Origin of the sequence: Flavobacterium sp. MR2016-29, assembly GCF_015350695.1 — a bacterium.
Taxonomy (GTDB): Bacteria; Bacteroidota; Bacteroidia; order Flavobacteriales; family Flavobacteriaceae; genus Flavobacterium.
In genome coordinates this window covers 154542-175731 of the sequence record NZ_JADKPU010000001.1, presented here as the reverse complement: position 1 = coordinate 175731, position 21190 = coordinate 154542, and the positions used below count along the sequence as shown (strand labels likewise).

At 33.8% G+C, this 21190-nt stretch carries 18 protein-coding genes; 16 read left to right on the top strand and 2 right to left on the bottom strand.

Annotation, left to right across the window (positions count from 1 at the left end):
- The first annotated feature begins 193 nt into the window (after positions 1-193).
- The 9 genes from hisG (at position 194) to hisIE (ending at position 8206) form a co-directional block, all read left to right on the top strand.
- On the top strand, positions 194-1051 hold the full coding sequence (gene hisG, locus IR010_RS00835) for an ATP phosphoribosyltransferase (protein WP_194566150.1): 858 nt from the start codon (positions 194-196) through the stop codon (positions 1049-1051).
- Positions 1052-1119: 68 nt separating this feature from the next.
- On the top strand, positions 1120-2403 hold the full coding sequence (gene hisD / locus IR010_RS00830; RefSeq protein ID WP_194600779.1) for a histidinol dehydrogenase: 1284 nt from the start codon (positions 1120-1122) through the stop codon (positions 2401-2403).
- Positions 2404-2497: 94 nt separating this feature from the next.
- Positions 2498-3541: a histidinol-phosphate transaminase gene (gene hisC, locus IR010_RS00825; protein WP_194566146.1), complete on the top strand. Its 1044-nt coding sequence runs from the start codon at positions 2498-2500 to the stop codon at positions 3539-3541.
- Positions 3542-3596: 55 nt separating this feature from the next.
- Positions 3597-4733, top strand: a complete 1137-nt coding sequence (gene hisB / locus IR010_RS00820) for a bifunctional histidinol-phosphatase/imidazoleglycerol-phosphate dehydratase HisB (RefSeq protein WP_194566144.1) — start codon at positions 3597-3599, stop codon at positions 4731-4733.
- Between the two features lie 91 nt (positions 4734-4824).
- Positions 4825-5412 carry an imidazole glycerol phosphate synthase subunit HisH gene (gene hisH / locus IR010_RS00815; RefSeq protein WP_194600776.1) on the top strand — a complete coding sequence of 196 codons (588 nt, stop codon included), beginning with the start codon at positions 4825-4827 and terminating at the stop codon, positions 5410-5412.
- A 72-nt stretch (positions 5413-5484) separates the two neighbouring features.
- The gene (gene hisA / locus IR010_RS00810; RefSeq protein WP_194600773.1) at positions 5485-6210 is read left to right on the top strand and encodes a 1-(5-phosphoribosyl)-5-[(5-phosphoribosylamino)methylideneamino]imidazole-4-carboxamide isomerase; all 726 of its coding nucleotides are present in this window, start codon (positions 5485-5487) and stop codon (positions 6208-6210) included.
- An 82-nt stretch (positions 6211-6292) separates the two neighbouring features.
- Complete coding sequence (locus IR010_RS00805) at positions 6293-6604, top strand: NIPSNAP family protein (protein WP_194600771.1); 312 nt, start codon at positions 6293-6295, stop codon at positions 6602-6604.
- Between the two features lie 108 nt (positions 6605-6712).
- Entirely contained in the window at positions 6713-7468 is a 756-nt protein-coding gene (gene hisF, locus IR010_RS00800; protein ID WP_029270232.1) for an imidazole glycerol phosphate synthase subunit HisF, read from the top strand.
- 135 nt (positions 7469-7603) lie between these two features.
- Positions 7604-8206 (top strand): bifunctional phosphoribosyl-AMP cyclohydrolase/phosphoribosyl-ATP diphosphatase HisIE, encoded by a 603-nt coding sequence (gene hisIE / locus IR010_RS00795; RefSeq protein ID WP_317174427.1) that lies wholly within the window; start codon positions 7604-7606, stop codon positions 8204-8206.
- Between the two features lie 102 nt (positions 8207-8308).
- On the opposite strand, the gene IR010_RS00790 is transcribed toward hisIE, so the two are convergent.
- Positions 8309-8938 carry a carbohydrate-binding family 9-like protein gene (locus IR010_RS00790; protein ID WP_228515043.1) on the bottom strand — a complete coding sequence of 210 codons (630 nt, stop codon included), beginning with the start codon at positions 8936-8938 and terminating at the stop codon, positions 8309-8311.
- A 260-nt stretch (positions 8939-9198) separates the two neighbouring features.
- Here IR010_RS00790 and IR010_RS00785 point away from each other — a divergent pair, with 260 nt between their 5' ends.
- The gene (locus tag IR010_RS00785; protein WP_194600762.1) at positions 9199-10854 is read left to right on the top strand and encodes a M1 family metallopeptidase; all 1656 of its coding nucleotides are present in this window, start codon (positions 9199-9201) and stop codon (positions 10852-10854) included.
- 247 nt (positions 10855-11101) lie between these two features.
- Here IR010_RS00785 and IR010_RS00780 read toward each other — a convergent pair whose 3' ends face one another.
- Complete coding sequence (locus tag IR010_RS00780; protein ID WP_029270240.1) at positions 11102-12646, bottom strand: hypothetical protein; 1545 nt, start codon at positions 12644-12646, stop codon at positions 11102-11104.
- A 155-nt stretch (positions 12647-12801) separates the two neighbouring features.
- Here IR010_RS00780 and IR010_RS00775 point away from each other — a divergent pair, with 155 nt between their 5' ends.
- The 6 genes from IR010_RS00775 (at position 12802) to ilvC (ending at position 21018) form a co-directional block, all read left to right on the top strand.
- Positions 12802-13977, top strand: a complete 1176-nt coding sequence (locus IR010_RS00775) for a 2-isopropylmalate synthase (protein ID WP_082447139.1) — start codon at positions 12802-12804, stop codon at positions 13975-13977.
- A gap of 73 nt (positions 13978-14050) precedes the next feature.
- Positions 14051-15169, top strand: coding sequence for a 3-isopropylmalate dehydrogenase (gene leuB / locus IR010_RS00770; RefSeq protein ID WP_194566130.1), 1119 nt, complete (start codon positions 14051-14053; stop codon positions 15167-15169).
- A gap of 270 nt (positions 15170-15439) precedes the next feature.
- The gene (ilvD, locus tag IR010_RS00765) at positions 15440-17113 is read left to right on the top strand and encodes a dihydroxy-acid dehydratase (protein WP_194600759.1); all 1674 of its coding nucleotides are present in this window, start codon (positions 15440-15442) and stop codon (positions 17111-17113) included.
- A gap of 72 nt (positions 17114-17185) precedes the next feature.
- Positions 17186-18874: a biosynthetic-type acetolactate synthase large subunit gene (ilvB, locus tag IR010_RS00760; RefSeq protein ID WP_194566126.1), complete on the top strand. Its 1689-nt coding sequence runs from the start codon at positions 17186-17188 to the stop codon at positions 18872-18874.
- An 89-nt stretch (positions 18875-18963) separates the two neighbouring features.
- Positions 18964-19485, top strand: a complete 522-nt coding sequence (gene ilvN, locus IR010_RS00755) for an acetolactate synthase small subunit (protein ID WP_029270249.1) — start codon at positions 18964-18966, stop codon at positions 19483-19485.
- A 63-nt stretch (positions 19486-19548) separates the two neighbouring features.
- Entirely contained in the window at positions 19549-21018 is a 1470-nt protein-coding gene (ilvC, locus tag IR010_RS00750) for a ketol-acid reductoisomerase (protein WP_194600754.1), read from the top strand.
- Positions 21019-21190: the final 172 nt, after the last annotated feature.

The window sequence follows — 21190 nt, the reverse complement described above, 5'->3', positions numbered from 1 at the left end:
CAAAGAATAAAAATAAACCCAACAATGATTTCTAATCAATTACATCATCATCATTTTCATTATTGCTCTCAAGCGATGTGTTAATGGTATGCATGTAAATCATCATATTTTAAAACCCGTTTGAGTACATCAAACGGGTTTTTTTATACCAATTCTTTGTACTCAGACTATTATTCAACAAAAAACTAAAAAAATGAGTACATTAAAAATTGCAATTCAAAAATCAGGTCGTTTAAACGAAGACAGCATTCAGATTCTTAGAGACTGCGGTATTTCGATCAATAACGGAAATGACCAGCTAAAAGCAGAAGCTTCTAATTTTCCTCTTGAAGTGTTGTATTTGAGAAATTCAGATATTCCTCAATATTTAATTGATGGTGTTGTAGATCTTGCGATTGTAGGCGATAATCTGCTAGCAGAAAAAGGAAAACAAATAGAAGTCGTTCAGAAATTAGGATTTTCAAAATGTAAGGTTTCTGTAGCTGTTCCTAAAACTTTCGAATATAACTCAATTCAAGATTTAGCCGGTTTGCGAATTGCTACGTCTTATCCCAATACAGTTAACGAATATTTTAATTCTTTCGGATTATCTGTTGATATTCACCAAATTTCAGGGTCTGTAGAAATTGCGCCAAATATTGGTCTTGCCGATGCCATCGTAGATATTGTTTCTAGCGGAAGCACTTTATTCAAAAATAATTTAAGAGAAGTAGAAGTGATCTTGAAAAGCGAAGCTGTCTTAGCAGTTTCTCCAAAAGTTTCTCCAGAAATTCAAAAACACATTGATACTCTAAAATTCAGAATTCAAGCAGTTTTAAGAGCCCGAAATTCAAAATACATTTTGATGAATGTGCCAAACGATAAAATTGAAACAATTGGAAAAATTTTACCCGTTTTAAGAAGCTTAACTGTTTTGCCATTGGCAGAGCCTGGGTGGAGCAGTGTTCATTCAGTGATCGATAAAGATACTTTTTGGGATGTAATTGATCAATTAAAAGAAGCTGGAGCCGAAGGAATTTTAGTTTGCCCAATTGAAAAAATGGTTCTTTAAAAGCTTTAAGCTTTTGCCAAAGAAATTAAAGATAATTCAAAAAGCTTATAGCATAAAGCATAAAAAAAATGAATAAAATAGACAATCCAAAACCAGAAACCTGGTCAGAAATATTAAAAAGACCAACCAAAACGATCGATGATATAGAGGTTACGGTTAAAGAAATTTTTAAAGAAGTTCAGAAAAAAGGAGATGAAGCTGTAGCAAAATACACTTCTATTTTCGATGGAATAGCTTTAGATAATTATGAAGTTACAACTGCAGAAATTGAAGAAGCGATTAGTCTGATTTCAAATGAATTAAAAGAAGCAATTCAATTAGCAAAAGATAATATTTATAAATTTCACAAAGCACAAAAAACAGATAGAATTGAAATTGAAACTATCGAAGGTGTTAATTGCTGGCAGGAAAAAAGACCAATTCAGAAAATTGGTTTATATATTCCGGGCGGAACCGCGCCTCTTTTTTCTACGGTCTTAATGCTAGCTGTGCCAGCTGAAATTGCAGGTTGCAAAGAAATTGTATTATGTTCGCCACCAGATAAAAGTGGAAAAATAAATCCTGCAATTTTGTACGCGGCAAATTTATGCGGTGTTACGAAAATATTAAAAGTTGGTGGCATTCAGGCAATTGCCGGAATGACCTTCGGGACACAATCTATTCCAAAAGTGTTTAAAATATTTGGCCCTGGAAATCAGTTTGTAACAGTGGCAAAACAGTTGGCAACGCAGTTTGGCGTTGCAATCGATATGCCTGCAGGTCCATCAGAATTATTAATTGTGGCAGATGAGACTGCAGTTCCCGCATTTGTTGCTTCCGATTTATTGTCTCAGGCAGAACACGGAACAGATAGTCAGGTTATTTTGGTTTCTACTTCAAAAAAACTGATCAATGATGTTGAAAAAGAAATCCAATCTCAGGTTGAAGTTCTTCCGAGAAAAGCAATAGCTGTAAAAGCAATCGAAAATTCGAAATTGATTTTTGTTGAAAGTGATCAGATTGCATTAGATTTAATCAATGAATACGGGCCGGAACACTTTATTATCTGCTCTGAATATGATGATTTTTATTGTAACGGAATTGTAAACGCAGGTTCAGTTTTTATCGGAAATTATACTCCTGAAAGTGCAGGGGATTATGCTTCAGGAACCAATCATACACTGCCTACAAATGGATACGCAAAGAATTACAGCGGAGTAAATCTGGATAGTTTTATGAAATCGATGACGTTCCAGAAAATATCTGAAAAAGGAATTCAAAACATAGGAAAAGCGATTGAAATTATGGCTGAAGCTGAAGGTTTGCAAGCGCATAAAAATGCGGTTACTTTAAGATTGAAGAGTTTAGAATAGAGAGAATAGAAGCAAGAGAATAGAAGAGAGAGCAAGAGTCAAGATTTTCACAAATTCTTTTATCTTGGTTCTAGCTTCTTAAAAATAAAGAAAAATGAAATTCGATATAAATACCATAACACGTGAAAACGTAAAAACCTTAAAACCGTATTCCTCTGCGAGAGATGAGTTTGAGGATTTTGATACTGCAGAAATGATTTTTTTGGATGCCAATGAAAATCCGTTTCAAAATGGAGTAAACCGTTATCCGGATCCGCAGCAAAATTCGGTTAAAGCAATATTAGCAAAAAATAATAACGTAAAATCAAGTCAGATTTTACTGGGAAATGGAAGCGACGAAGTTCTGGATTTGCTTTTCAGAGCTTTTTGCGAACCAAAAACAGACAATATTATTTCGTTGCCGCCAACGTACGGAATGTACAGCGTTTTGGCAAATATAAACGCGGTAGAAAACAGAGAAGTTTTACTTTCAACAGATTTTCAGCCACAAGTTGAGAAAATTTTAGATGCTGTTGATGACAATACAAAAATCATCTTTTTGTGTTCACCAAATAATCCAACAGGAAATTCTTTTTCTGATGAAAGTGTGGTGAAATTACTTCAAAACTTTAAAGGATTGGTTGTGATTGATGAAGCGTACATTGACTTTTCAGACAAAGAAAGCTGGTTGACAGAAATAGACGAGTATCCAAATTTAGTGATTACACAAACACTTTCAAAAGCATATGGTTTAGCCGGAATTCGCTTAGGAATCTGCTATGCATCTGAAGCTGTTATTTCGGTTTTAAACAAAATAAAACCACCTTATAATGTAAATGAACTAACGCAACAAAGAGCAATTGTTCGTTTGAATGATTCAGCTAAAATTAAACAGGAAATAGCTTCTATTATTGAACAAAGAGAGGAACTTCTTAAAGTTTTACTTGAAGTGAGTTTTGTAGAGAAAATTTACCCAACAGAGGCTAATTTTGTTTTGGTAAAAGTAGATGATGCGAATAAAAGGTATGATCAATTAATTGAAAAAGGAATTGTAATTCGTAACAGAACAACTCAGCCATTATGCGAAAATTGCCTGCGTTTTACGATTGGAATTCCTGCGGAAAATGCAGTTTTAATTAAAGAATTGAAATTATTATAAAGTCTAGAAGACCTAACAGGTTTTTAAAACCTGTTAGGTCTCAAAAATATAAAACATGAAAAAAGTACTTTTTATCGATCGTGACGGAACGATCGTTTTAGAACCGGAAAATTTACAATTAGACAGTTTGGATAAACTTGAATTTTATCCAAAAGCATTTCAATATTTGGCTAAAATTGCCAATGAATTGGATTATGAACTCGCAATGGTAACCAATCAGGACGGCTTAGGAACAGATAGTTTTCCAGAAGATACGTTTTGGCCAACGCAGAATTTTATTTTAAGAGCCTTTGAAAATGAAGGTGTTTTGTTTGATGAAATTTTTGTTGATCGTTCTTTTCCGGAAGATAATGCGCCAACTCGCAAACCAAGAACCGGAATGTTGACCAAATACTTGAATAATCCTGAATATGATTTACAAAATTCTTTTGTTTTGGGAGATCGTTTAACGGATGTTGAATTGGCGAAAAACCTTGGTGCAAAAGCCATTTTTATGAACATGACTGATGGAGCGGGAAGTAATGAAATTTCATCAAAACGTGAAGAATTAGACGAAACCATTATTTTACAAACGACAGACTGGAAAAAGATTTATGAGTTTTTAAAATTAGAAGCGCGTTCGGCTTCGATTACGCGTAAAACTAATGAAACCGATATTTTTATCGATTTAAATCTTGACGGAACGGGAAAAAGCAAAATCGAAACCGGAATTGCATTTTTCGATCATATGTTAGATCAAATTTCGCGTCACGGTCAAATGGATTTGGAAATTCTCGTAAAAGGAGATTTAGAAGTCGATGAACACCATACCATTGAAGACACTGCAATTGCCCTAGGGGAAGTTTTCGCGAAAGCGTTAGGAAACAAATTAGGTATAGAACGTTACGGATTCTGTCTTCCAATGGATGATTGTTTAGCGCAGGTTGCGATTGATTTTGGTGGAAGAAACTGGCTCGTTTGGGAAACCGAATTCAAGCGTGAGATGGTGGGAAAAATGCCAACAGAAATGTTTTACCATTTCTTCAAATCATTCTCTGATGGAGCAAAAGCCAACATAAACATCAAAGCAGAAGGAATCAACGAACACCACAAAATTGAAGCGATCTTTAAAGCTTTCGCGAAAGCAATAAAAGTTGCAGTGAAAAGAGATACAGAAAAAATGATTTTACCTTCGACTAAAGGGATGCTTTAAAGAATTTTGTTTCAAGTTTAAAGTTTCAGGTTTCACGTTCAGTACCATAACTTGAAACCTAAAACCTGAAACAAAACAAACAAAAAATTAAATGAAAATAGTAATCATAAATTACGGAGCAGGAAATATTCAGAGCATTATGTTTGCTATTGAAAGGCTTGGTTTTAAAGCTGTTTTGAGTAATAACCCAGATGAAATTCGTGCGGCAGATAAGGTTATTTTTCCTGGTGTTGGCGAGGCGAGTTCGGCGATGATTAAACTTCGTGAAAGCGGTTTAGACAGTTTGATTCCGAATTTGAAACAGCCCGTTTTAGGTATTTGTTTGGGAATGCAATTGATGTGCAATTCATCTGAAGAAGGAAATACCAAAGGATTAGGAATTTTTGATGTCGATGTCATTAAGTTTTCAAATCAGGTAAAAGTGCCTCAAATGGGATGGAACCAGATTTACAATTTAAAATCGGATTTGTTTAGAGATATTTCCGAAAATGAATTCATGTATTTGGTGCATAGTTTTTACGCCCCAAATTGCGATGAAGCCATTGCTACCACGAATTACGAGTTAGAATATGCATCGGCTTTGCAAAAAGATAATTTTTATGGAACTCAATTTCACCCAGAGAAAAGTGGTGCGGTTGGAGAGAAAATTTTGGAGAACTTTTTAAAATTGAAAGATTGAACAATTTAAAGATTAAAAAAATCAGAAATCTTTAAATCATTCAATTTTTAAATCTTTTAATAAAAAAATAAAATGAGAATAATACCAGCCATAGATATCATTGACGGAAAATGTGTTCGTTTATCCAAAGGTGATTATGATACCAAGATAATTTACAATGAAAATCCGCTTGAAGTAGCGAAATCCTTTGAAGCACACGGAATTGAATATTTACATTTAGTAGATCTTGACGGAGCAAAATCAAGTAAAATCGTGAATTATAAAATATTAGAACAAATTGCTTCACAAACCAGCTTAAAAATTGATTTTGGCGGAGGATTAAAATCTGATGATGATTTAAGAATTGCTTTTGAAAGTGGTGCAAATCAAATAACAGGCGGAAGTATTGCGGTGAAAAACAGAGCGATTTTTGAAAAATGGATTTCCGAATACGGTTCAGATAAAATCATTTTAGGAGCAGATGCCAAAGATGAGAAAATAGCAGTTTCAGGCTGGTTAGAAGATTCAGATGAAGATTTGATTCCGTTTATTCAGGATTATCAGATGAAAGGAATTCAGTATGTTATCTGTACTGATATCGCAAAAGATGGAATGTTAGAAGGTCCAAGTTTTGATTTGTATGGAAAAATTTTAACAGAAGCCGTTGGCGTAAAATTAATTGCTTCTGGCGGAATATCAACTTTCGACGAATTACCAAAATTAGCTGAATTAGGCTGCGAAGGAACAATCATAGGAAAAGCAATCTATGAAGGCAGGATTACGTTAAAACAACTGGAAAACTTTATAATTAGCAAATGAGATAATTTGATAATTAGATAATTTTTTACATTGTGCTTAAAATTATCTAATTGAATAATTTTCTAATTAACACATTAAAGATATGATAACTTGTCACTTGAAATACATCATAGATCCTTATCAATTAGAGGCTTTTGAGGATTATGGAAAAAGATGGATTAAAATCGTAAACCGTTTAGGAGGTCAGCATCACGGTTATTTTATGCCTTCGGAAGGAGCAAATAATATCGCTTATGCCTTATTTTCGTTTCCGAGTTTTGCGGACTATGAAGATTACAGAAAAAAAATGTTTTCAAAAGACGATCAAGAGTGTGTAGAAGCTTTTAAAATTGCAGAAGATACAAGATGTATAATTAGTTACGAAAGAACATTTTTGAGTCCTGTATTTGAGTAAATAAAATTAGAGTATTTCACAAAGGTGCACAAAGCAAACACAAAGATTCACTAAAATTTTGTGTAACTCTGCGAAATCTTCGTGAATCTCTGTGAAACAACTAAAAAAATGTTAGCAAAAAGAATTATTCCTTGTCTGGATATAAAAAACGGAAGAACTGTAAAAGGTGTTAATTTCGTTGACTTGCGTGATGCCGGAGATCCTGTAGAATTGGCTGAAATTTATTCGGCAGAAGGAGCTGATGAATTGGTTTTTCTGGATATTTCAGCAACAGAAGAACGTCGTAAAACGTTGGTGAATATGGTGCGAAGTGTAGCGGAAAAGATCAATATTCCGTTTACAGTTGGCGGTGGAATTTCGTCTGTAGAAGATGTTGAAATCTTACTGAATAATGGAGCAGATAAAGTTTCTATTAATTCATCGGCAGTAAAAAATCCACAATTGATTAATGATCTGGCACAAAAATTTGGAAGCCAATGTGTAGTTGTGGCGATTGATGCCAAGCAAATTGACGGACAATGGATTGTGCATTTAGTTGGAGGCAAGGTGCCAACAGAACTTAATTTATTTGATTGGGCGGTTGAAGTGGCAGAACGTGGAGCGGGAGAAATTCTATTTACTTCGATGGACAATGACGGAACTAAAAATGGCTTCGCAAACGAAGCTTTGGCCAAATTATCGACTTTAATCAATATTCCGATTATCGCTTCTGGCGGCGCAGGAAATATGCAGCATTTTGTAGATTCATTTAAAAAAGGAAAAGCAGATGCAGCTTTGGCAGCAAGCGTTTTTCACTTTAAAGAAATCGAAATTAAAGCTTTGAAAGAAGAATTGAGGAAAAATGAGATTGCGGTTAGGCTTTAGGAAATAAAGAAAAGAGGCAAGAAGCAAGAGGAAAGAGTAAACATTAGAGAAATAAAAAAGAAATAAAAATATAGAATTCAGAGAATCTAAAATCTATCCCGTCCCGAGGCTTCGGGATCGGGACTAAAATCTAAAATAAAAATGAACATAGATATAAAAAGCTCCCACGGATTAATTCCGGCAATCATCCAGGATTCAGAAACTAAAAATGTTTTGATGCTGGGATATATGAATGAAGAATCGCTTCAAAAAACAATTGAAACACAAAAAGTAACTTTTTTTAGTCGCTCAAAACAAAGGCTTTGGACAAAAGGCGAGGAGAGTGGCAACTTTTTGAATTTAGTGAGTATTAAAAATGATTGTGACGGCGATACGCTTTTAATTCAGGCAAAACCTGTTGGGCCAACATGCCACACAGGCGCAGATACGTGTTGGCAGGAACCCAATGATCCAAATTATGGTTTTATTTCTCATTTAGAAGATACAATTAAAATTCGTAGAGAAAATGCTGATTCTGAGAAGAGCTATGTAGCTTCTTTGTTCGAAAAAGGAATCAATAAAATAGCTCAGAAAGTAGGAGAAGAAGCTGTAGAAGTAGTAATTGAGGCAAAAGATAACAACGATGATTTGTTTTTAAGCGAAAGTGCTGATTTACTATTTCATTATCTAATTTTATTACAAGCAAAAGGTTTTCAACTAAATGATGTCGTGGATGTTTTGAAGAAACGACAAAAGTAAAATATTTTGTTTTTTTGAGGTTTCAAGTTTCAAGTTTCAAGTTTCAGGTGATGTGAAGTAACCTTAAACTTGAAACTTGAAACAAATTAAACCTTTCAAAAATTACTCCACAAACTCAAAAACTGCAAATTCTTTCGGTTGATGAAAACCAAAATTCAGGCTCTTATAAGGTTGTAATGCAAGATATTCTGTAATGTCACCGTAATCAATTCTAAACATATTTACTTTCCATTTTGTACCTGTTTTAGGTTTTGAAAAATTGCCATTTTGAATTTGTTCTATACTTGAAAATGGAATTTTAATTTCTGAACAAAAGCCATCTTTCGTTATTTTGCTTGTAGTTTCTAACCCATCAATATTAAAATTCATTGAAGTTTTCCATCCGCCGCAATCTGCAGAAATGCATTTGAGAAGCATATCGTAATTTGTTGAAAAAGCATTCACTCCAATTTCTATGTAATTTTGACCATCTCCATCAGGATCGATGAAAATTTCTACTAAATCATCTGTTTTGTATATTTCAGAATCCTTCTTTTTAACTTTGCCAATAATCTTAGAATCGTTTACACTATAAGCGATGTAGAGGCTTTCATTATTCCACGAAAGTGAAACCATTGTATTTTGTGTAGCTTTTTCTCCTGAATTGTGAATTACAAACGGACCCAAAAAAGGTGTTTTCCAATCTGATAAATCTCCGTCAATTGTTATTTTATCATTTATATTATGAATCATATTATTTTGAGAATATATTGTTATTGAGCAAGTAAAAAACAAAAAATAAACAATTTGAATAGGTTTCATAAAACAGAATTAAAGACTTTAATATGGCTAAAATAAAGAAGAATAATGAATTTTAACATTAAATTTTTCTAATAGAAATTATAAAATTAATAAAAACTTGATCTGAATGTTTACTTTTGTTGATGTGTTTCGTCTCGATCCTAAAAGCATCGAGAAACGATAACAGCCTACTTATTCCAAATTTATAAATAATGAAAAAATACTTTGGTGGCGTTATTATCGCCCTTTTAATTGGTTTTACAGCAAATGCTCAAGGACTTCTAAATAAGTCTGAAACCGTTTTTACACATCAGGACACTTTACGCGGAAGCATTACAAAAGAAAGAGCTTGGTGGGATTTAAAATATTATCATTTAGATGTAAAAGTAAATCCAGCGGAAAAAACCATTACGGGTTCGAATACTGTAAAATATACTGTTTTGACAGAATATAATAAAATGCAGATTGATTTGCAGGAACCAATGCAGATTTATAAAGTGACTCAAGATGGCAAAGAATTGAAATTTCAAAGAGACGGAAATGCCTTTTTTATTCAATTAACAGCAAAACAAAAAGTTGGAGAAACAAAAGAAATCATTATTTCGTTTGGAGGAAAACCTAAAGAAGCTGTCCGTCCGCCTTGGGATGGAGGAATCACTTGGAAAAAAGATAAAAACGGAAAAGATTTTATTGCATCATCTTGTCAGGGTTTAGGTGCCAGTATTTGGTGGCCAAACAAAGATCATATGTATGATGAAGTAGAAAATATGCTAATTAGTGTAAACGTTCCAGGAGATTTGACTGATGTTTCGAACGGAAGACTGAAAAGCGTTAAAAAAGAAAAAGACGGAACCAAAACCTTTAATTGGTACGTTTCAAACCCAATTAATAATTATGGTGTTAATATCAACATTGGTGATTATGTTAATTTTTCAGAAAAATATAAAGGAGAAAAAGGCGATTTAGATTGCAATTATTATGTTTTAAGAGATAATTTGGCAATTGCTAAAGAGCATTTTAAAGATGCTCCAAAAATGCTAAAAGCGTTTGAAAATTGGTTTGGACCTTATCCGTTTTACGAAGATAGCTACAAACTTGTTGAAGCGCCTTATTTAGGTATGGAACACCAAAGCAGTGTTACTTATGGAAATGAATTTAAAAATGGCTATTTAGGCCGTGATTTAAGCGGAACAGGCTGGGGATTAAAATTTGATTTTATCATTATTCACGAGTCTGGACACGAATGGTTTGCAAACAATATTACCTATAAAGATATTGCAGACATGTGGATTCACGAAAGTTTTACAAATTACTCTGAAAGTCTTTTCATAGAATATTATTATGGAAAAGATGCAGGAGCTGAATATGTTAGAGGCTGTAGAAAAATCATTCGCAACGACGCGCCAATTATTGGACACTATGATGTAAATAACGAAGGATCAGGAGATATGTATCCGAAAGGAGCAAACATGCTGCACACAATTCGTCAAATTATTAACGATGATGCAAAATGGAAATCGATTTTAAGAGGCTTAAATAGTACTTTTTATCATAAAACAGTTACTTCAAAAGATATTGAAGATTATATTAATACACAATCTGGAATTAACTTCAATAGAGTATTTGCTCAATATTTGACAACAACACAAATTCCTGTTTTTGAATATATTTTTAAAAATGGAACTTTGGGTTATCACTGGACAAATTGCGTTGCAAAATTTGATATGCCTGTTAAAGTAAAAATAAATGGTGTTGATACTTGGCTGAAACCAACAACAGAATGGCAATCTGAGAAAACAACTAATGAAAACAGAACTTTAGAAGTTGATAAAGATTTTTATGTAACGAGTTCTAATATTGTAGAATAGTTATTTAAATTCCAATACTAAAATCACAAATTCCAATTAAGTGGAGTTTGGGATTTTTGTATATAAAGTATGTCATTTCGACCGAAGGGAGAAATCACACTAGTATTTCCGCATAGTAGCTAAGCTTTGTAGAGTTTCGAGTGTGATTTCTCCCTTCGGTCGAAATGACAGAAAAAGCTCTGAAAAACATGTTTTCAGAGCTTTTTTTATTGGGATTTTTTCCAAAGCCTCGGGATTAAAATTTAAATTAACGACTATTCAGCTTTGCTTTCTCTTTAATTATATCAGCAATTTTGCGGTTTTCAATTTTACTTTCAAGCCACGAAATAATATCCAGATATAAAAAAGCTCTTTTTTCGTAAGTATTCTTTTCAAGCTCAACAAAGCGGGCATGCATTTTTTTGAATTCGTTCTTAATATCTGCAGGATAAAAGTTATTCAAGTTTCTTAAAAACTTAATGATCTCTTTTTGAACTTCGTGCAAGTCGTTCATTTTTAATAGAAATTTATAAGTGCTTTTAAGATGATTGTCTAAGTAATAATCTTTTCCTAACTCATAATGCGCAATTAAAGACAATAATCTCGCAAAGCACATTAAATCTTCGCGCATGCTTAAGTTCTTGTTATTGATGATTTTATCTAAATAATAAATACATTCAGTATACTTTTCATTTCCAAAATAAATAGAGGCAATTTTATAATAAAACAGCATTTCGTGATGCTCGTCGAGATGTTCACTGTGCAGTTTTATTTTGTCCAAAACTTCAGGAATCAAATATTCACTTTCAGCAAAAGTACCTTCCAGAATGTGCAGATTTAATTTATTGTTGTATACATATAGAAATGACAGCGACGCAATATTATCATTTACCGGGAATTTATCATCTTCAATCGTTTCTTCTAAAAGTGAAAGGTATTTTTTAAAGTTCGATTTATATTTCAACATATAAAGTGATTCTAAAAAATAATGATTTCCTTTTAAAAAAAATACTGGATTCTGGTAAATCATATTTGGGTTGTCATAAAACAATCTTACCCATTTGTAGGCAAATTTATAACTTGCTAAAAAGTCCTGAACCAGGAAGCTGCGCCATAAGTTCGCATTGTAAAACCAGTACTTCTCACGAAATCCAAATTTGCTTTCGTCTAATTTCGCAATATGTTTATTGAAATAATCATCAATGTATTTGTATTCTTCATCATTTTTTACGTAACCTGTTTTAAGCATGATTCCGTATAATTGAAGCGAAAGATTAGATAATTTGCTTGAAATGGTGTTTCTGTAGTTTAATTCTTTTGCCTGAATTACCAACTCATCGGCACGGCCTTGAATACTTCGTGTAATGTATTGTGATTCGATTAGTTTTTCGAATTCAACAATTTCATACGCCATATATTTTTCGTCATTTTCAAGCGCAATCATTTTTGTTTTGTCCAGAATTTTCAAACTCTGCTTATACAATCCTTTATTATATAAAATACCCGCAAAATCAATTTGTTCGCGCAATTGATAACGAATATTCTGGCTTGGAATATTCAATCGAATACTAACTAAAATTTGTTTGTATAAGTATGATTTTAAGTTGGATAGCTGAACTTTTTTAATAATTCCGCTTTTTAGAATAAGCTTTTCATCATACGTTTCAGATTTATCTAAAATATTAAATAATTCAATGAATTTAGTATTCGAACTTGTTTCTAATCGGCTTGCAAAAATTTTAAACTGCCTTTTTTCAGATTTAGAAAGTGATTTTATGAGAACAAATAAGAAATCTTTTTGATGGTTAGCCATTGTAAAAAATAATAATATAACTTATTGATTATTAAATATTTAACACCTTATAAATTGCGTTATGAACAGTATAATTTCATTAAAATGAATTTCATACTGCATAAGTACAATATATATTTGTTATCAAGATGTGAAATTACATTAAATAAATGAATATGAATAGAGAGAAAGTTCAAATTTTTGACACCACTTTGCGCGATGGCGAGCAAGTTCCAGGATGTAAGTTAGATACTAAACAAAAATTAGTTATCGCAGAACGACTAGACAAAATGGGAGTTGATATCATCGAAGCAGGTTTTCCTGTGTCAAGCCCGGGCGATTTTTTATCAGTCTCTGAGATTTGTAAAATTGTAGAAAATGCAACCGTCTGCGGACTGACAAGAGCCGTAAAAAATGACATTGATGTTGCCGCTGCTGCCTTAAAACATGCTAAAAGACCAAGAATCCACACAGGAATTGGAACATCAGAATCTCATATACTCCATAAATTAAATACCACAAGAGAAGATATTATTGCCAGAGCAAAGTTTGCTGTTTCTCATGCAAAATCGTATGTAGAAGACGTCGAATTCTACGCCGAAGATGCAGGTAGAACAGATAACGCTTTCTTGGCAAAGGTTTGTGAAGAAGTAATAAAATCTGGCGCAACCGTTTTAAATATTCCTGATACAACAGGATACTGTCTTCCAGAAGAATATGGAGCAAAAATTAAATATTTAAAAGAAAACGTAAAAGGAATCGAAAACGTTATCCTTTCTTGCCACTGTCATAATGATTTAGGTATGGCAACTGCAAACTCAATTGCAGGAGCAATAAATGGAGCAAGACAAATAGAATGTACTATTAATGGTATTGGAGAAAGAGCAGGAAATACAGCACTTGAAGAAGTCGTGATGATTTTCAAACAACATCCATACTTAAACCTAGATACTAATATCAATACAAGAGAATTAAACGAAATGAGCCGTTTAGTTTCTGAAAGCATGGGAATGATTGTGCAGCCAAACAAAGCAATTGTTGGTGCAAATGCATTCGCACACAGTTCTGGAATTCACCAAGATGGTGTTATTAAAAACAGAGCAACGTACGAAATCATGGATCCGCTCGATGTTGGTGTAAACGAATCATCAATTATTTTGACAGCAAGAAGCGGAAGAGCAGCTTTGGCCTACCGTGCGAAAAAAGTAGGTTATGAACTTACTAAAGTACAATTGGATATTGTATATGTTGAGTTTTTGAAATTTGCTGATATCAAAAAAGAAGTGGTTGACGCAGACATTCATCAGATTATAGAAGCTTCGAAAATCGAAGGTGATTTAATCAGAAGCTAGTTAAGAATAGAAAATAAAGCAAAGAAGAAAGAGAAAAATAATAAAGATTTAAATACATAAAGAACGAGACGTTATGAATTTGAAAATAGCAGTTTTACCAGGAGACGGAATAGGACCAGAAGTAATTTTACAAGCCAAAAAAGCTTTATACGCTATTGGCGAAGTATATAATCATGAGTTTGTTTTTGAAGAAGCACTCATGGGCGCAGTTGCTATTGATAAAACTGGAAATCCGCTTCCGGAACAAACGCTAAATCTTTGTTTAAATACTGACGCTGTTTTGCTTGGCGCAATCGGAGATCCTAAGTATGATAATAATCCGAATGCAAAAGTTCGACCAGAACAAGGTTTATTGAGGCTTCGTAAAGAATTAGGTTTGTTTGCAAATATTCGCCCAATTAAACCTTATAAAGCATTAATTGATGCTTCTCCTTTAAAAAGAGAAATTATTGAAGGAGCTGATTTTACAATTTTCAGAGAATTAACAGGCGGTGCGTATTTTGGAACGAAAACACTTAATGAAGAAGGAACACATGCTTCAGATTTATGTGAATATTCAGAAGAAGAAATTACAAGGATTGCACATTTAGCTTTTAAATCGGCACAAAAACGACGTAAAAAGCTAACAATGGTCGACAAAGCAAATGTTTTGGAAACTTCTAGATTGTGGAGAAAAGTAGTTCAGAAAGTGAGCGAAAATTATCCAGATGTTAAGCTTGATTTCTTATTTGTTGACAACGCAGCAATGCAGCTGATTTTAAATCCGAAACAATTTGATGTGATTTTGACTGAGAACTTATTCGGAGATATTTTATCTGATGAAGCTAGTGTAATCACAGGATCTATTGGTTTACTTCCATCAGTATCTTTAGGAGAAAAGAATGCTTTGTTTGAACCAATTCACGGATCATATCCGCAGGCAAAAGGAAAAAACATTGCCAATCCTATTGCTTCGATTTTAGCAGCGGCACTTTTGCTAGAGCATTTTGGATTGACTAAAGAAGCTAATGTAATTTATAAAGCGGTAGAAAAAGCAATTGAATATAAAGTGGTTACTGTTGATTTAAAACCAGATTCAAAATTCGGTACAAATGAAGTAGGGGAGTTTGTTTCTAACTTTATTTTCAGCAAAGACGACTTGCTATATTTTAATAATGATAACGTTCATATCGGACAATCGACAATTGTTTAGTTTTTTATTATAAAAGCTGAATGAATTAACAAGAAGTATTTAAAATGTTGAGATTTTATTTTTTTAGTCCTATAAGTTTTTATACTTTTGGAACACTAAAAAATAAATGATGCAAATCTCAATTATTATTATTATTTCTGTCGTTGCTGTCAATGTGATTCACACATCTGCATCGGGAATGGTATAAATATAATTGAAAAACTATATTACAAACCTTCCAATATTTGGAAGGTTTTTTTTTGAACAAAAATTAAAATAAAATAATACATAATGGAATTAAATAAGTACAGCAAGACCATCACTCAAGATCAAACACAACCAGCCGCGCAAGCGATGTTGTACGGGATTGGTTTAACTGAAGAAGATCTGAAAAAAGCACAGGTTGGCATTGTGAGCATGGGTTACGATGGCAACACTTGCAACATGCACTTGAATGATTTAGCAAAAGATGTTAAAAAAGGTGTTTGGGATGCAGGTCTGGTCGGACTTATTTTTAATACTATTGGTGTCAGTGACGGAATTTCGAACGGTACTGAAGGAATGCGTTTTTCATTGGTTTCTCGTGATGTAATTGCAGATTCTATCGAAACAGTTGTGGGAGCACAATGGTATGATAGTATCATCGCAATTCCTGGCTGTGATAAAAATATGCCTGGAGCTCTTATTGCAATGGGAAGAGTTAACCGTCCGTCGATTATGGTTTACGGAGGATCGATTCATTCAGGGAAGTGGAAAGGCGAATCTCTAAATATTGTTTCAGCTTTTGAAGCTTTAGGAAAAAAAGTAAAAAAAGAAATAACTCCAGAAGATTTTAAAGGAATTATTCAAAACGCATGCCCAGGCGCTGGTGCGTGTGGCGGAATGTATACTGCAAACACAATGTCTTCTGCAATTGAAGCATTAGGAATGAGTTTGCCTTACAGCTCGTCAAATCCAGCTTTAAGCCAAGAAAAGAGAGAGGAGTGTCTTGCGGCAGGAGAAGCGATTAAAGTTTTATTAGAAAAAGATATCAAACCAAAAGATATCATGACGCGCAAAGCTTTCGAAAATGCTATTACAATTGTAGCAGTTTTAGGAGGTTCTACAAATGCGGTTATGCACTTGATTGCAATGGCTCATGCTGTTGATATCAAAATTACTTTAGATGATTTTCAGGCAATTAATGATAGAACACCAGTTTTGGCTGACATGAAGCCAAGTGGTAAATATATGATGGAAGATATTCACGCTGTTGGAGGCATTCCTTCAGTAATGAAATATTTATTGAAAGAAGGATTAATTCACGGAGATTGTTTAACTGTAACTGGAAAAACTGTTGCAGAAAACTTAGCAAGTATTCCAGATTTACAAGACGGACAACAGGTGATTCATGAAATTCAAAAAGCTTTAAAACCAACAGGAAATATTCAGGTTTTATACGGAAATCTTGCTTCTGAAGGTGCTGTTGCAAAAATCAGCGGAAAAGAAGGAGAATATTTTGAAGGGCCTGCTGTTGTATTTGAAGGTGAATTTGAAGTAATTCCGGGTCTTGAAGCCGGAAAAATAAAACCAGGCAGTGTAGTCGTCATCAGGTATTGTGGACCAAAAGGTGGTCCGGGGATGCCTGAAATGCTAAAACCTACATCTGCGATTATCGGAGCCGGATTAGGAAGCAGCTGTGCACTAATCACAGACGGTCGATTCTCTGGAGGTTCACATGGCTTTGTCGTAGGACACATTACACCAGAGGCTTATGATGGCGGAGGTATTGCGCTAGTTAAAGATGGTGATTTAATTGCTATTGATGCTGTAAAAAATACAATCGACCTGAAGATATCTGACGAAGAATTTGCAGCAAGAAAAGCGGCTTGGGTACAGCCACCGTTGAAAGTTACAAAAGGAGTTTTACTTAAATACGCCAGATCGGTATCAAGTGCATCAACAGGTTGCGTTACCGATAATTAATAAATAACAATATCAAAAATCAGTTGCAATATCAACGAATATTGAAATTGATTTTTGAAAACAAAATATACTATGAAAATATCAGGGGCAGAAGCCGTTATAAGATGTTTATTAGCAGAAGGAGTAGATTTGGTTTATGGTTATCCCGGAGGTGCCATCATGCCAGTTTATGACGAATTATATAAATTTCAAGATCAATTACACCATGTTTTAGTACGTCACGAACAAGGTGCAACGCACGCAGCTCAGGGTTATGCCAGAGCTACAGGAAAAGTGGGAGTTGCGATTGCAACTTCTGGCCCTGGGGCAACAAATCTAGTTACCGGAATTGCAGATGCTCAGATCGATTCGACTCCATTAGTTTGTATTACAGGACAAGTAGGGAAACATTTATTAGGTTCTGATGCTTTCCAGGAAACAGATATTATCGGAATTTCAACTCCGGTTACGAAATGGAATTATCAAATTACAGAGGCTTCTGAGATTCCAGAAATCATTGCAAAAGCTTTTTATATTGCACGTTCTGGCCGTCCAGGTCCTGTATTGATTGATATTACTAAAAATGCTCAGTTTGATGAGTTTGATTTTAGTTATGAAAAATGTACGGCAATCAGAAGCTATGTTCCGGTTCCGAAATTAAAATTAGAGAAAGTGGCCGAAGCCGCAGCTTTAATCAATAGTGCTAAAAAACCTTTTATTGTTTTTGGTCAAGGAATTATTCTCGGTCAAGCCGAAGAACAACTGAAAGCATTCATTGAAAAATCAGGAATTCCTGCAGGTTGGACAATTTTAGGACTTTCAGCTTTACCTACAGATCATCCATTGAATGTTGGAATGTTAGGAATGCACGGAAATTACGGTCCGAACATGCTGACGAATGAATGTGACGTTTTAATTGCGTTAGGAATGCGTTTTGATGACCGCGTTACAGGAAGTTTAAAAACATATGCAAAACAAGCAAAAGTAATTCACTTTGAAATTGATCCTGCTGAAGTTGATAAAAATGTGAAGACTGAAGTTGCTGTTTTAGGAGATGTAAAAGAAGCCTTAAATGCTTTATTGCCGTTAATAGAGAAAAATTCTCATGATGCTTGGCACAATGAATTCAAAGAATTTCATAAAATCGAATTTGATTCTGTTATAAAAGAAGAATTAAATCCGACAAATAATAAAGGAATTTCGATGGGAGAAGCTATGGAAATGATCAACAAACATTCAAACGGTGATGCAATTATAGTATCAGATGTTGGTCAGCACCAGATGTTTGCTTGTCGTTATGCTAAATTTAATTCGACCAAAAGTAATATTACTTCTGGAGGATTAGGAACAATGGGATTTGCACTTCCGGCTGCAATTGGAGCCAAAATGGGAAGACCGGACCGTGAAGTTGTAGCCATTATTGGAGACGGAGGATTCCAGATGACAATTCAGGAATTGGGAACTATTTTCCAGACTAAGGTTCCAGTAAAAATCGTGGTTTTAAACAACGAATTTCTAGGAATGGTGCGTCAATGGCAAGAGTTATTTTTTGATAACAGATATGCTTCAACAAATATGATTAATCCAAATTTTACCGCAATTGCTGAAGGATATTACATCAAATCTAAAAAAGTAACCGACAGAGAAGATTTAGATGCAGCTGTAGCAGAAATGCTGGCTTCAAAAGATTCTTATTTCTTAGAGGTTATGGTAGAAAAGGAAAACAATGTTTTTCCGATGATTCCAACAGGAGCTTGTGTTTCTGAAATTAGATTAAGCTAAAAAGAAGTTTCAAGTTTCAGGTTTAAAGTTTCAAGTTTTGTTGAGAACGTGAAACTAGAAAACTGAAGCAAAATAAACTAAAAAACAAAATGGAAGATAAAACATTTACCATATCGGTATATTCAGAAAATAACGTTGGGTTGCTGAATAGAATATCGGGAATATTCTTAAAGCGTCACATTAATATATTAAGTTTAAACGTTTCAGAATCAGAAATAGAAAACGTTTCAAGATTTATCATTGTAGTAAATACAACAGAGAAATGGGTTAAGAATATTGTAGGCCAAATAGAAAAGCAAATTGAAGTGATAAAAGCATTTTATCACACGGACGAAGAAACTATTTATTTAGAAAACGCATTATTCAAAATTCAGTCAAGTTTATTGTTTGATGAGAAACAGATTCAAAATATCATCAAAGAAAGTCAAGCTACAATTGTCACTGTTTCTCGTGATTTCTTTGTGATTTCGAAATCAGGAAGACGTTCTGAAATTGAAGAACTGTATGCGAAATTTAAACCTTACGGCATTATGCAATTTGTACGTTCGGGCAGAATATCAGTTTCTAAAGAAAAAATGGAAATTTCAACCTTATTAGAAACATTCAAATAGGATCATTTTAGTTACATTATAATCAATTATTAAAATTACACATTCATTAAATATTAAAAAAAAATGGCAAATTATTTCAATACATTACCACTTAGATTACAATTAGAACAATTAGGAGTTTGCGAGTTTATGGAGCAATCAGAATTTGCAGACGGAATTGCAGCTTTAGCAGGAAAAAAAGTTGTCATTGTAGGCTGTGGTGCGCAAGGTTTGAATCAAGGTTTAAATATGAGAGATTCAGGTTTAGATATTTCATATGCATTACGTGCAGATGCAATCGCTGAAAAAAGAGCTTCTTATAAAAATGCTACTGAAAATGGTTTTACTGTAGGTACGTATGAAGAATTAATTCCAACTGCTGATTTAGTTTGCAACCTTACTCCAGATAAACAACATACAGCTGTGGTAACTGCTATTATGCCATTAATGAAACAAGGATCGACTTTAGCTTACTCTCATGGATTTAATATCGTTGAAGAGGGAATGCAGATTCGTAAAGATATTACTGTAATTATGTGTGCGCCTAAATGTCCAGGATCTGAGGTTCGTGAAGAATACAAAAGAGGATTTGGTGTGCCAACTTTGATTGCCGTTCACCCAGAAAATGACCCTAATGGTTTAGGTTTAGATCAGGCAAAAGCTTATGCTGTAGCAACTGGAGGACATAAAGCTGGAGTTTTAAAATCATCTTTCGTAGCTGAAGTAAAATCAGATCTAATGGGTGAGCAAACTATCCTTTGCGGATTATTGCAAACCGGTTCTATTTTATGTTTTGATAAAATGGTTGAAAAAGGAATTGATCCTGCATATGCTTCAAAATTAATTCAATACGGATGGGAAACTATCACTGAGGCTTTGAAACATGGTGGTATCACAAATATGATGGATCGTCTTTCTAACCCTGCAAAAATCGAAGCTTACGAATTGGCAGATGAATTAAAAGATATTATGCGTCCTTTATTCCAAAAACACCAGGATGATATTATTTCTGGAGAATTCTCAAGAACTATGATGATTGACTGGGCTAATGATGATGTTAATTTATTAAAATGGAGAGCTGCAACAGGAGAAACTAACTTCGAGAAAACTGCACCGCAAGAAGCTCCAATCGCTGAACAAGAGTATTTTGATAATGGTGTTTTAATGATTGCAATGGTAAAAGCTGGTGTAGAATTAGCTTTCGAAACAATGACAGAAGCGGGAATAATTGAAGAATCTGCATATTATGAATCACTTCACGAATTACCATTAATTGCAAATACTATCGCAAGAAAGAAATTGTTCGAAATGAACCGTGTTATTTCTGACACAGCAGAATATGGCTGTTATTTATTTGATCATGCTTGTAAGCCATTATTGACTGAATTCATGAAAAAAGTAGAAACAAATATAATAGGAAAACCATTCTCAACTTCAAATGGAGTAGATAATGCTGTTTTAATCGCAGTAAACAAAGAAATTCGTCAGCATCCTATCGAAGAAGTAGGAGCATGGTTGAGAGAGTCTATGACTGCAATGAAAAAAATTGGATAATAAATTGGGATTTACCACACAATCGTATGTGAGGGATTTGCACTGTATCTCTGTTTTATTTAATATTTTGAATTAGTAAGCACATATTAAAATAATAGGATATAGCTGCACATTGCTATTCACTTAACTTCAAGAATTCGTAAGTTAAGTGAAGGTAATCCCGAATTGGGGT